The following is an 11887-nucleotide window of genomic DNA, read 5'->3' as shown; positions in this document are numbered from 1 at the left end:
TTATTTCTTTAAATGGGGATGGAAATTACACGGACGGGTACGGGCATCCAGCTGCGGCGCAATGATATTTTCCCACGCGGTGCGACACGCTTTTGTCGAGCCGGGCATGGCAAAAATCAACGTGCCGTTCGCCACACCGGCAACCGCACGCGACTGCAGCGTGGAGGTGCCAATCTCTTCAAACGAGAGCATGCGGAACACTTCACCAAAGCCTTCCACTTCCCGGTCAAACAGCGGGACGAGCGCCTCGGGAGCCTGGTCGCCTGTGGTAAAGCCGGTGCCACCGGTGATCAGCACCACCTGCACCTCATCGCTGGCAATCCACTGAGAGACCCGTGCACGAATGGCATAACGGTTCTCTTTCACGATCGCCTTATCAACAATACTGTGCCCGGCATCATGTGCCGCATCGCGCAGCCAGTGGCCGGAGGTGTCATCCTCTTCACCGCGGCGGTCGGAAACGGTAAGAATAGCAATGCGTGTCGGGATAAATTCCGCGCTAACCTGACTCATCTTCTGGTTCCTTCTTAAGCCTGATTACCCGCCAATGTAGGACAGGTTCTGAGTAATGCCGGTGTTGCCCTGATGCAGGAAGTGGGTCTGTTTTTTGTGCGTCAGAGCTTCAGAAATCCGCGCTTCAAGCGCGGCCTGTTGGGCGTCGTCCGCCAGCAGATCGCGAAGGTCGACACCGCCATCCCCGAACAGGCACAGATGCAGCTTACCAACGGAGGAGACGCGAAGACGGTTACAGCTGGCACAGAAGTCTTTCTCATACGGCATGATAAGCCCGATTTCCCCTTCGTAATCCGGGTGACAAAAAACCTGCGCCGGGCCGTCGCTGCGCTGACGGATCTGGTGGATCCAGCCGCGTTTCAGCAGCTCATCTCGCAACACCATCCCGGAGATGTGATGCCGACGGAACAGCTCACTGCCCTCGCCAGTTTCCATCAGCTCGATAAAACGCAACTGGATGGGGCGGGATTTGATCCACGCCAGGAAGGTATCAAGCTGGTGATGGTTGACGTCACGCATCAGCACCGTATTGACTTTGACCTTCTGGAACCCGGCACTGAACGCCGCGTCAATTCCATCCATCACCTGGCGGAATTTATCCTGGCCGGTAATGGCATGAAACTGGCGGGCATCGAGGCTGTCCACGCTGACGTTGATGGCGGTTAAGCCCGCGTCGCGCCAGGCCGCAACGTCGCGAGCCATGCGGTACCCGTTGGTGGTGACCGCAATCTGACGGATACGATCGTTCTCACGCACCGCAGCAATGATATCGGGGAAATCACGACGCAGAGAGGGTTCCCCTCCGGTCAGGCGGACCTTTTCCGTGCCGAGTTCAGAGAATGCGCGCGTGACGCGGCGCACTTCGTCCACGGAGAGAAAGCCGTTATTGGTGACGCTGCCCGGTTTGTAGCCATCGGGCAGGCAGTAGGTGCAACGGAAGTTGCACACATCGGTAATCGACAGACGTAAGTAAAAAAACTTACGCGCGAATGCATCAGTAAGTTGTGAAGCCATGTACACCTTTCCAGAGACGGGAGGCACAGTCATTTCTTTCTGTACCCTGGTGGCATATTCGCCACGGCCAGGACGCCATATCTTTCGACACAGGCGCCAGGGCTCGAGTGTATGTTTTCAAATTTGAAAACGTGGTTATGGCGATAGTAGCGCGGAAATCTTCCCTTCGCCATTATCACTTAACGCTATATAACCATATACATAACGACATAATCGTGTATTTTCGCTACAGAATACCTAAAAACAGCATATTCACATTGATATACGTCATTTTGCGCCGGGTGAGGCATCGTCTTTTAGGGGTAGTTAGGGTAGTGTTACGCAGATCGAACGTGATAAGGAATGTGTATGCGCAATCGCACTTTTGCGGATCTTGACCGTGTTGTCGCTCTTGGCGGAGGCCATGGTCTGGGGCGAGTGATGTCTTCTCTGTCTTCACTTGGCTCAAGGCTGACAGGGATAGTGACAACCACGGATAATGGCGGCTCCACCGGGCGTATTCGACGCGCGGAAGGGGGTATCGCCTGGGGCGATATGCGTAATTGTCTGAACCAGTTAATTACCGAGCCGAGCGTCGCTTCGGCGATGTTTGAGTACCGTTTTGGCGGTAACGGCGAACTTTCCGGGCATAACCTTGGAAATTTGATGCTTAAAGCGCTGGATCACCTGTCAGTGCGCCCGCTGGAAGCCATCAATTTGATCCGAAACCTGCTCAAGGTTGACGCGTTCCTGATCCCAATGTCCGAACAACCGGTCGATTTAATGGCGATCGATGCGGAAGGGCACGAGGTTTATGGCGAAGTGAACATCGACCAGCTTACCGTGCCACCAAAAGAGCTGATGACCTACCCAAGCGTGCCCGCCACGCGTGAAGCCATTGAGGCCATCGGCGAAGCGGATTTGATTTTGATTGGGCCGGGCAGTTTTTACACCAGCCTGATGCCCATTTTACTGGTCAAAGAGCTGGCACAGGCCCTGCGCAGAACGCCCGCCCCCATGGTTTACATCGGCAATTTAGGCCGTGAGCTGAGCCCGGCGGCGGCCAGCCTGTCGCTGGCGGATAAACTGAATCTGATGGAGCAGTACGTCGGGAAGAAAATCATCGATGGCGTAGTGGTCGGCCCGAAAGTTGATGTATCAGGGATTGGCGATCGCGTGGTGGTTCAGGAGCCGCTGGAAGCAAGCGATATCAAATATCGCCACGACCGTCACCTGCTGCGTGAAGCGCTGGAGAAAGCGATTCAGGACCTGGGATAGAGATTAGCCCTCACCCAACTTCTCTCCCACGGGAGAGAGCAAACACTAAAAAAATGACAGCCTGCGGCTGTCATTTTGCTTTTACCTAGGAGGCGGCGATAAACAGATCGCGCAGCTGATGCAGCTGGTCGCGGATTTGCGCGGCCTCTTCGAATTCGAGGTTCTGCGCATGCTGCATCATCTGCCCTTCCAGTTCGTGGATTTTCTGCTGCAGCGCTTTTGGCGTCAGCTCGACGGTATCCGGCTCAACCACTGAACGCGCTTTCCCGCGCCCTTTCGCTTTGGTCTTCGCAATGTTCTGACCCAGCGCCAGAATATCCACCACTTTCTTGTTCAGGCCCTGCGGCGTAATGCCGTGCTCTTCGTTGTAACGCTGCTGTTTCTCACGACGACGCTCCGTTTCGCCAATTGCTTTCGCCATTGACGGGGTAATTTTGTCACCGTAAAGGATCGCTTTACCGTTAACGTTACGCGCGGCACGGCCAATGGTCTGGATCAGGGAGCGTTCAGAACGCAGGAAGCCTTCTTTGTCGGCATCCAGAATCGCCACCAGCGAGACTTCTGGCATATCCAGGCCTTCTCGCAGCAGGTTGATACCCACCAGCACGTCAAACTCGCCCAGACGCAGGTCGCGGATGATCTCCATACGCTCGACGGTATCGATATCCGAGTGCAGATAACGCACCCGCTCACCGTGCTCCTCAAGATACTCGGTGAGATCTTCCGCCATGCGCTTGGTCAACGTCGTTACCAGCACGCGCTCGTTGATGGCCGCGCGGATACGGATTTCTGACAGCAGATCGTCAACCTGAGTGGCGACCGGACGCACCTCGATAATCGGATCCAGCAGCCCGGTCGGACGCACCACCTGGTCAACCACCTCATCGCCCGATTTTTCAAGCTCGTAGTTGCCCGGCGTAGCCGAGACGTAGATGGTTTGCGGTGCCAGCGCCTCAAATTCTTCAAACTTCATGGGACGGTTATCCAGCGCCGATGGCAGACGGAAACCATACTCCACCAGCGTCTCTTTACGCGCCCGGTCACCGCGATACATCCCGCCAATTTGCGGGATAGTCACGTGAGATTCGTCGATCACCAGCAGACCGTCTGCCGGCAGATAGTCAAACAGCGTCGGCGGTGGCTCGCCCGGACCACGCCCGGAGAGGAAACGTGAGTAGTTTTCGATACCGGAGCAGTAGCCCAGCTCGTTCATCATCTCCAGGTCAAACTGGGTGCGCTGGCTCAGGCGTTGCTCTTCCAGCAGCTTATTATTCGCCAGAAGCACCTTACGGCGGTCTGCCAGTTCAACTTTGATCTCTTCCATCGCCTGCACGATACGCTCGCGTGGCGTCACGTAGTGCGTTTTCGGGTAGATGGTATAGCGCTGAACAACCGACTCGACGTGGCCGGTCAGCGGGTCAAACAGCGACAGGCGTTCAACTTCTTCGTCAAACAGCTCAACGCGCAGGGCGATATCGTCCGACTCTGCCGGGAAGATATCAATCACCTCGCCGCGCACGCGGAAGGTACCGCGCTGGAACGCCTGATCGTTACGGGTGTACTGCAGCTCTGTCAGACGGCGTAAAATAGCGCGCTGATCGATGATCATCCCCTGGGTCAGGTGCAGCATCATCTTCAGATAGAGATCCGGATCGCCCAGACCGTAGATAGCCGACACTGACGCCACCACCACCACATCGCGACGCTCAAGGAGCGCCTTCGTCGCCGACAGACGCATCTGCTCAATGTGTTCGTTCACCGAGGCATCTTTCTCAATGAAGGTGTCAGAGCTCGGGACATACGCTTCAGGCTGGTAGTAATCGTAGTAGGAGACAAAATATTCCACGGCGTTATCCGGGAAGAACTCTTTCATCTCACCGTAAAGCTGAGCGGCCAGGGTTTTGTTTGGGGCCAGCACCATCGTGGGGCGCTGCAGATCGGCGATAACGTTGGCAATGGTAAACGTTTTGCCCGAACCGGTTACCCCCAGCAGCGTCTGGTGCGCCAGCCCATCTTCCAGCCCCTCTTCGAGACGTCGGATCGCCTCAGGCTGATCGCCGGAAGGACGGAATGCAGAATTCAATTTGAACGGTTTACTCATGGGCGACAACCTGATGACGTTATAAGCGGCAGGTGAGTAATTTTACTCGTTGCTGCCAGGAATGCCAGTAAAAAACACTGGATGAAAAACCAGTAGCATGTCAGGATATTTAGAGTACCGGCAGGGTGATTAGCGCGATAGCGGTCAAAATTTGGACCGTGACAACATAAAACACCAGTCAGGACGGGTTATCCCCAGAACTTTTTCTTTTTTAACATTTGTCAAGCCAGGTAATGATAGTTTTATGGCAACAGGTGACACTTTCATTACGGCAATTGCTTTTATCTAACCAATTAAATATTAAGCGATATTTTCTAAAGCCGCGTTTCGCGCCAATTTGGTCGTAACCCGCGTCTTCTCTCGCTTATCGCGTGTTTTCTAACTCTAATGCACATGGTTATCCACAGGAATAGTGGATAACTGCTTCCAGCCCGTGCAGACCGCCGCTCAGCAAATTCCCGACTTTTCCCACGAAACGGCAGCAAAAATTTTTTATAGCTATTTTTTGCTGATAAACAGTTGTGTCATTCATAACCAACCGATGCGATCTTGCTCACATTTCCACCATTTTAACCCTGCACCACAACTCATCACGTCCGGCACCGCAGATGTGCAAAGGGAGTAATCACACACCGCTTATCCAGGACGAATTCCTAAAAAAGTCTCTTTTTTAATCAATTTAGGGTTTCTGGCAGGAGTTTTGCACATCCCACAATGAGCCTCACCCACACAGATTTTTAAGGAGAGAAAGATGTTGAGTCTGCGTGCAGTTAACCAGTTTTACGGAAGCCAACATACGCTATGGAACGTGGATTTAGATTTTCCCAAAGGCATGTGTACAGGCGTTGTTGGCCTGCCGGGGATGGGCAAAACGACCCTGATGAATTGCATCGCCGGGAAAGTGCCTGTCGACAGCGGCACCATCATCTGGCACGAAGCCGGTGCACCGCCGCGAGATTTGCTTAGCCAGACGCCAGAACCCTTCGCTGGCCCGGGAATAGGCTATGTCCCGCAGGACAGGCGGATTTTCTCCCAGTTAACCATTGATGAAAATCTGCATATCGCCATGCGCGCGACAGGGAAACCTGACCCTGAAGCGAAAAGTGACGTTTACGACCTCTTTCCGGAACTCTATGCGCTGCGACAAACCCGGGCCAACACGCTTTCGCCAGACGACCAGTATCAGCTGGCGCTGGCCAATGCGCTGGTCATCCGTCCGCGGATGCTGATTCTGGATGAGCCTATGCATGGCGCGGGCCACAGCTTCGCCCAGAAGCTGAGCCAGCTGCTGGTGCGGTTAAACCGGGAACTGGGAATGACGGTGTTGTTAGCTGAGCAGCAACTGTCGTTTATCCGCCGGGTTGCGGAGCGCTTTTGCATGCTGTATCGCGGGCGTAACGTGGCCCAGGGCCACGTTAACGAGCTGGACGACGAGCTTATCGCCCACTGGATGTCGCTGGAGGCAAGACGCTGAGATCGAGGTAATGCCCGGTTTCAGCGCACCCGGCAGTGTCAGCCAGCCACGGGATCTCCCCAAGAAACGGCGCAGGAAGCACCCGCTTCAGCGTTGCCAGATACTCCTGATGTCGCCTGCCCGGCGCAACCACGTCGTTGGCTATCCAGCCGGCCAGGCGCAGCCCGGCCTGCTGAACGGCCTGGGCGGTCAGCATCGCATGGTTGATACAGCCGAGTTTGACCCCTACCACCAGGATTACCGGCAGCTGCTCGATTTGCACCCAGTCAGCAAAGGTCTGGTCCGCCGAAAGTGGCGTAAACCAGCCACCGGCGCCCTCCACCAGCACCCAGTCAGCCTGGCATTCAAGGGCGCGTAACCCGGCAGAAAGCACGGCAAAATCAATCGGGCGACCTTCATCGGCGCTGATAATATGCGGCGAGGTGGGCTCGGCAAAGGTGTACGGATTCACCGCTGAATAGGCAAGTTCAAGCGTGCTGTTGCGCTGGAGCGCCAGCGCGTCGGTATTGCGCAACCCGTGCGCCGTCATCTCGCTGCCGGAGGCGACAGGTTTATATCCGGCGGTGGTTTTTCCCTGCATGCGCGCCGCCTGCAGCAGCGCTGAGCTGGCAACCGTCTTGCCCACTTCGGTATCTGTTCCGGTGACAAAATAACGTTCAGTCACGTTCAATAATCCCATGAAAAAGTTGATATGAGAGCGGGAACTGCCCCCGCTGCTGCGGCCACGCCAGCTCCAGACGCTGCAACTGGCCGCGGGTAAGAGGCTTCTTTTCACGCCCCGCATGCAGATGGGTCGCGCCAATGCCCTTCAGGGAGCGCATGGCGCTGAAGGCATCGTCGAAATTCAGCGTAATGGTCTGCTCAGCACAGCGATAGCGCCATCCCGCCAGCGCGTGGATGACCTGCTCGTGCGACAAAAAACGGTTAGCGTGAGGTTGTTCATCCACCGCTTTCCACGCCTGATTAAGCTCCGGTAAAGAGCTTTCCAGCAGCGTGGTGAAGGCCACGCATCCACCCGGGCGCGCCACGCGATAAAGCTCGTTTAATGCCTGCGGGAGACTACTGCACCACTGTACCGCCAGATGGCTCCAGACCAGATCAAACCGCGCATCCGGCAGCGGAATGGACTCAATATCGGCAACCAGATAGTGGTGCGCGGCCTGCTGCTGACGGGCCTCCTCAAGCATATCGGGCGACAGGTCGATGGCCGTCACCTCGCTGCCGGCCGCACGCCAGTGTCGGCTATTGGCACCTGGCCCACACCCGGCGTCCAGCACCTGAGAGAACCGGGTCTCGTTAAGTAAAGCAAGCAGCCCCTGCGCGCTCTGACGCTGGAGTTCATCGTGCTGCGAATAGCTGCGCGCGGCCCGGCCAAATGCCGCCGCGATCGCCTGTTTATTCACGGGTGTCATGCAGCGCCTCCAGAAGTGCCTCGATATCCTCTGCTTCGTGCGCCGCCGTGAGCGTCAGACGCAGTCGGGCAGTGCCTGGCGGTACGGTTGGTGGACGGATAGCCGTCACCCATATCCCCCGCTCGCGAAGCGTCTGCGCCAGCGTGAGAGCCAGACCGTTTTCCCCCACCATCACCGGCTGGATTGCGCTCTGCGAATCGGTGCTCTGGAACGGGAGATGGCGTAACCCCTGGCGAAAACGCCGGATATGTTCCGCCAGACGCGCCCGTCGTTCCGCACCTTCAGCGCTGCGGATCACCGCCAGTGATGCAGACAGCGCCACGGCCTGTGCGGGTGGCATACTGGTGCTGTAAATGAGATGACGGGCGAACTGCAGCAGATAGTCGGCGACAGACTCGCTGCACAACACGGCCGCCCCGCTCACGCCAAAACCTTTCCCGAAGGTCACCACCAGCAGTTCCGGCTTCACGTTTTGCTGATGAACGCTACCGCGCCCTTCCTCACCCATCACGCCAATACCATGCGCATCATCAACCAGCAGCCAGGCGTTTTGTCGCTGCGCCGTCTCATGCAGCGGACGCAGCGGTGCACTGTCGCCGTCCATGCTGAACACCCCTTCTGTGACCACCAGCTGCTGTCCGGTGCAGGGCTTATCGAGCAGACCAGCAAGCTGAGCCGCATCGTTATGGGCAAAGCGGCGGAGCTGCGCAGGGCTTAAACTTGCCGCTTCCAGCAGCGAGGCGTGACTTAAGCGGTCGGCAACAATGCGGTCGTCCTTGCCCATTAGCGCGGTGATGACCGCCTGGTTGGCGGCAAAACCTGAAATGAACAGCAACGCACGCGGATACCCCAGCCAGTCGGCAAGGGCCTCCTCCAGCGCCTGATGCGCCGTGGTGTAGCCGCTGACATGCCCCGAACCGCCGCTGCCGACGCCAAACCGCTCCGCCCCCTGCTGCCAGGCGCGGACGATTGCCGGGTGCTGGCTCAGCCCGAGATAATCATTGCTGGAGAAATTGCAAAACTGCCGGCCCTCGCGGGTGAGAAAACGGCCTGCGCCGTTTTCTACCACGTTGCGAACGCGAAAGGCATCTGCCGCCCGCCGTTCTTCGAGCGCGGAATGGATACGTGCCTGCCAGGTCATACGGTTGCCGCGTTGTAGAACTGGTCAGTATCGGCGTTGAAAATCTGCTGCTCCAGCTGCTGCTGTTGCTCGTTATCCCCCGTCAGGACGTCGGTCTGATGCGGGTTCAGCCCCAGCTTGCGGAACAACTGGACGTCTTTGTCCTCTTCCGGGTTCGGGGTGGTCAGCAGTTTGCAGCCGTAGAAGATGGAGTTGGCCCCGGCCATAAAGCACATCGCCTGCGTCTGCTCGCTCATCTGCTCACGACCCGCCGAGAGGCGCACGTAGGAGGTCGGCATCATGATACGCGCCACCGCAATGGTGCGGATAAAATCAAATGCATCCACGTCTTCGTTATCCGCCAGTGGCGTACCTTTAACTTTCACCAGCATGTTGATCGGCACGCTTTCCGGCGGCGTGGGCAGGTTCGCCAGCTGCAGCAGAAGACCTGCACGGTCTTTCACCGTTTCGCCCAGTCCCACAATCCCGCCTGAACAGACTTTGATGCCGGCGTCACGCACTTTATCCAGCGTGTCGAGACGCTCCTGATAGGTCCGCGTGGTGATGATATTGCCGTAAAATTCAGGGGAGGTGTCGAGGTTGTGGTTGTAGTAATCCAGCCCTGCCGCGGAAAGGCGTTGCGCCTGCTCTTCGTTCAGCGTGCCAAGGGTCATGCAGGCTTCCAGCCCCATCTCTTTCACCCCTTTCACCATCTGCTCCAGATACGGCATGTCGCGATCGTGCGGGTTTTTCCATGCCGCGCCCATACAGAATCGGGTTGAGCCTGCATTTTTCGCCTTACGGGCAGAGTCGAGCACCTGCTCCACTTCCATCAGACGTTCAGATTCAAGCCCGGTTTTATAGCGCGCACTCTGCGGGCAGTATTTGCAATCTTCTGGGCATGCGCCGGTCTTGATCGACAGCAGCGTACTGACCTGCACATGGCGTGGATCGAAGTGCTGACGATGCACCTGTTGGGCTTCAAACATCAGCTCAAGGAAAGGTTTATTGAATAATTCAGTAACTTGCGACATCGTCCAGCGTGCGTGGTGAGCCATGGGGCTTCTCCAAAGGGTTTTGTTAATTTTCAGATCGGTTTATACTCGTAAACCTAAAACTTTTCAAAATGGTTTACAAGTCGATTATGACCCAGGACGATCTCGCCTTCGACAAGCAGCATATCTGGCACCCATACACTTCCACTACCCGCCCCCTCCCCGTTTACCCGGTCGCCTCGGCTCACGGGTGCGAACTGACCCTGAGCAGCGGTGAGTCGCTTGTGGACGGCATGTCATCCTGGTGGGCGGCTATTCACGGGTATAACCACCCGCGTCTGAATGCGGCGATGAAAGCGCAGATTGACCAGATGTCGCACGTGATGTTTGGCGGTATCACCCATCAGCCTGCGGTTGACCTTTGCCGGCGTCTGGTCGCGATGACCCCGGCCCCGCTGGAGTGCGTTTTCCTTGCAGATTCCGGCTCTGTTGCCGTGGAAGTGGCGATGAAAATGGCGCTGCAGTACTGGCACGCCAGAGGTGAGACCCGCCAGCGGTTCCTCACCTTCCGCAACGGCTATCACGGCGACACGTTCGGCGCGATGTCGGTGTGCGATCCGGATAACTCCATGCACAGCCTGTGGAAGGGCTATCTGCCAGAGAACCTCTTTGCCCCGGCACCGCAAAGCCGTTTTGACGGAGAGTGGGATGAAATGGACATGGTCGGTTTTGCGCGGCTGATGGCTGCCCACCGCCATGAGATTGCCGCCGTTATTCTTGAGCCGGTTGTACAGGGTGCAGGCGGGATGCGGATGTACCACCCGGCGTGGCTGACGCGCATTCGTAAGATGTGCGATCGCGAGGGCATTCTGCTGATTGCCGATGAGATCGCCACCGGCTTTAGCCGCACCGGCAAGCTGTTCGCCTGCGAGCATGCGGGGATCGCACCGGATATTCTGTGTCTGGGTAAAGCGCTGACCGGCGGCACCATGACGTTGTCCGCCACGCTGACAACGCGCCACGTTGCCGACACCATCAGCGACGGCGACGCGGGCTGCTTTATGCACGGCCCGACGTTTATGGGCAACCCGCTGGCCTGCGCGGTGGCGAGCGAAAGCCTGGCCATTCTCGAGAGTGGCGAGTGGCAAACGCAGGTCGCGACGATTGAAGCGCAGCTTCGCCAGGAGCTGAGCGCAGCGTCAGCGACTGAATTCGTGGCGGATGTGCGCGTGCTGGGTGCCATCGGCGTGATTGAGACCACCCATCCGGTTAACATGGCGGCGCTGCAGCGTTTCTTCGTGGAACGGGGAGTGTGGGTGCGTCCTTTCGGCAAGCTTATCTATCTGATGCCGCCTTATGTTATCTCGCCGGCTCAGCTACGTAAGTTAACGGCTGCGGTAGTTGACGCCGTTAACATTCCCGCACATTTTGCGATTTAACCCTGAGCGTTAACGTCGGTACTCTGTTTATGCATTACACTTTTTGCATAATCGGGTACCGAGGTAAATCGTATGAAAATCATCAGTAAAGATCTGCGCGACGGGGAAAAACTGCCTGAACGCCACGTTTTTAACGGCATGGGTTATCAGGGGGATAATATCTCTCCGCATCTGGCGTGGGACGATGTTCCGGCGGGAACCAAAAGCTTTGTTGTCACCTGCTATGACCCGGATGCTCCTACAGGCTCAGGGTGGTGGCACTGGATAGTGGCGAACCTGCCTGCGGATACGCGCGTTCTGCCGCAAGGTTCCGGCTCTGACCTGGTGGCGCTGCCTGAAGGCGCTATCCAGACCCGAACCGATTTTGGCAAAGCGGGTTACGGTGGTGCCGCGCCGCCAAAAGGGGAAACGCACCGCTATATCTTCACGGTTCACGCGCTGGATGTGGACAAGATTGAGGTGGATGAGGGTGCGAGTGGCGCAATGGTCGGCTTTAACGTCCATTTTCATTCGCTGGGCAGCGCATCGATCACGGCGATGTATTCGTAAAAAAACCGGTGGC

General features: G+C 57.0%; 11 protein-coding genes and 1 riboswitch. Of the genes, 4 read left to right on the top strand and 7 right to left on the bottom strand.

What is annotated here, in order from left to right; genetic code table 11:
- Entirely contained in the window at positions 1-513 is a 513-nt protein-coding gene (moaB, locus tag JTA15_RS02460) for a molybdenum cofactor biosynthesis protein B (protein ID WP_020884931.1), read from the bottom strand.
- A gap of 24 nt (positions 514-537) precedes the next feature.
- Entirely contained in the window at positions 538-1527 is a 990-nt protein-coding gene (gene moaA, locus JTA15_RS02455) for a GTP 3',8-cyclase MoaA (protein ID WP_063925241.1), read from the bottom strand.
- Positions 1515-1649: riboswitch (molybdenum cofactor riboswitch) on the bottom strand. It overlaps the preceding gene by 13 nt.
- 226 nt (positions 1650-1875) lie before the next feature.
- Here moaA and yvcK point away from each other — a divergent pair.
- Positions 1876-2784 carry a uridine diphosphate-N-acetylglucosamine-binding protein YvcK gene (yvcK, locus tag JTA15_RS02450; protein WP_020884933.1) on the top strand — a complete coding sequence of 303 codons (909 nt, stop codon included), beginning with the start codon at positions 1876-1878 and terminating at the stop codon, positions 2782-2784.
- 85 nt (positions 2785-2869) lie between these two features.
- On the opposite strand, the gene uvrB is transcribed toward yvcK, so the two are convergent.
- A complete protein-coding gene (gene uvrB / locus JTA15_RS02445; RefSeq protein WP_020884934.1) occupies positions 2870-4885 on the bottom strand; it encodes an excinuclease ABC subunit UvrB in 2016 nt (671 codons plus the stop codon).
- Between the two features lie 751 nt (positions 4886-5636).
- Between uvrB and JTA15_RS02440 the strand changes: the two genes are divergently transcribed.
- Positions 5637-6359 carry an ABC transporter ATP-binding protein gene (locus JTA15_RS02440; protein WP_014169219.1) on the top strand — a complete coding sequence of 241 codons (723 nt, stop codon included), beginning with the start codon at positions 5637-5639 and terminating at the stop codon, positions 6357-6359.
- Here the strand turns inward: JTA15_RS02440 and bioD are convergent.
- The 4 genes from bioD to bioB are packed head-to-tail and all read right to left on the bottom strand — an operon-like array spanning position 6322 to position 9949.
- The gene (bioD, locus tag JTA15_RS02435) at positions 6322-7023 is read right to left on the bottom strand and encodes a dethiobiotin synthase (RefSeq protein WP_063934396.1); all 702 of its coding nucleotides are present in this window, start codon (positions 7021-7023) and stop codon (positions 6322-6324) included. The genes JTA15_RS02440 and bioD overlap by 38 nt on opposite strands.
- Positions 7016-7771, bottom strand: coding sequence for a malonyl-ACP O-methyltransferase BioC (bioC, locus tag JTA15_RS02430; protein ID WP_014169217.1), 756 nt, complete (start codon positions 7769-7771; stop codon positions 7016-7018). Before bioC ends, bioD begins: the two co-directional genes overlap by 8 nt.
- Positions 7755-8912, bottom strand: coding sequence for an 8-amino-7-oxononanoate synthase (bioF, locus tag JTA15_RS02425; protein WP_044866437.1), 1158 nt, complete (start codon positions 8910-8912; stop codon positions 7755-7757). The genes bioC and bioF overlap by 17 nt, the downstream gene beginning before the upstream one ends.
- Positions 8909-9949, bottom strand: a complete 1041-nt coding sequence (gene bioB / locus JTA15_RS02420; RefSeq protein WP_014169215.1) for a biotin synthase BioB — start codon at positions 9947-9949, stop codon at positions 8909-8911. The genes bioF and bioB overlap by 4 nt, the downstream gene beginning before the upstream one ends.
- Before the next feature lie 68 nt (positions 9950-10017).
- Between bioB and bioA the strand changes: the two genes are divergently transcribed.
- Both bioA and JTA15_RS02410 read left to right on the top strand, forming a co-directional pair.
- The gene (gene bioA / locus JTA15_RS02415; RefSeq protein ID WP_219372820.1) at positions 10018-11325 is read left to right on the top strand and encodes an adenosylmethionine--8-amino-7-oxononanoate transaminase; all 1308 of its coding nucleotides are present in this window, start codon (positions 10018-10020) and stop codon (positions 11323-11325) included.
- A gap of 72 nt (positions 11326-11397) precedes the next feature.
- A complete protein-coding gene (locus JTA15_RS02410; protein ID WP_014169213.1) occupies positions 11398-11874 on the top strand; it encodes a kinase inhibitor in 477 nt (158 codons plus the stop codon).
- Positions 11875-11887: the final 13 nt, after the last annotated feature.

It is taken from the genome of Enterobacter sp. BIDMC 29 (assembly GCF_019378755.1).
Taxonomy (GTDB): domain Bacteria; phylum Pseudomonadota; class Gammaproteobacteria; order Enterobacterales; family Enterobacteriaceae; genus Enterobacter; species Enterobacter ludwigii.
This window is presented reverse-complemented; position numbering and strand designations above follow the sequence as displayed.

Excerpts from the sequence above, each read along its gene's own strand:
- moaB (WP_020884931.1), bottom strand. The coding sequence starts at position 513 with ATGAGTCAGGTTAGCGCGGAATTTATCCCGACACGCATTGCTATTCTT.
- moaA (WP_063925241.1), bottom strand. The coding sequence starts at position 1,527 with ATGGCTTCACAACTTACTGATGCATTCGCGCGTAAGTTTTTTTACTTA.
- bioF (WP_044866437.1), bottom strand. The coding sequence starts at position 8,912 with ATGACCTGGCAGGCACGTATCCATTCCGCGCTCGAAGAACGGCGGGCG.
- bioA (WP_219372820.1), top strand. The coding sequence starts at position 10,018 with ATGGTTTACAAGTCGATTATGACCCAGGACGATCTCGCCTTCGACAAG.
- yvcK (WP_020884933.1), top strand. The coding sequence starts at position 1,876 with ATGCGCAATCGCACTTTTGCGGATCTTGACCGTGTTGTCGCTCTTGGC.
- JTA15_RS02440 (WP_014169219.1), top strand. The coding sequence starts at position 5,637 with ATGTTGAGTCTGCGTGCAGTTAACCAGTTTTACGGAAGCCAACATACG.
- bioB (WP_014169215.1), bottom strand. The coding sequence starts at position 9,949 with ATGGCTCACCACGCACGCTGGACGATGTCGCAAGTTACTGAATTATTC.
- bioC (WP_014169217.1), bottom strand. The coding sequence starts at position 7,771 with ATGACACCCGTGAATAAACAGGCGATCGCGGCGGCATTTGGCCGGGCC.
- uvrB (WP_020884934.1), bottom strand. The coding sequence starts at position 4,885 with ATGAGTAAACCGTTCAAATTGAATTCTGCATTCCGTCCTTCCGGCGAT.
- JTA15_RS02410 (WP_014169213.1), top strand. The coding sequence starts at position 11,398 with ATGAAAATCATCAGTAAAGATCTGCGCGACGGGGAAAAACTGCCTGAA.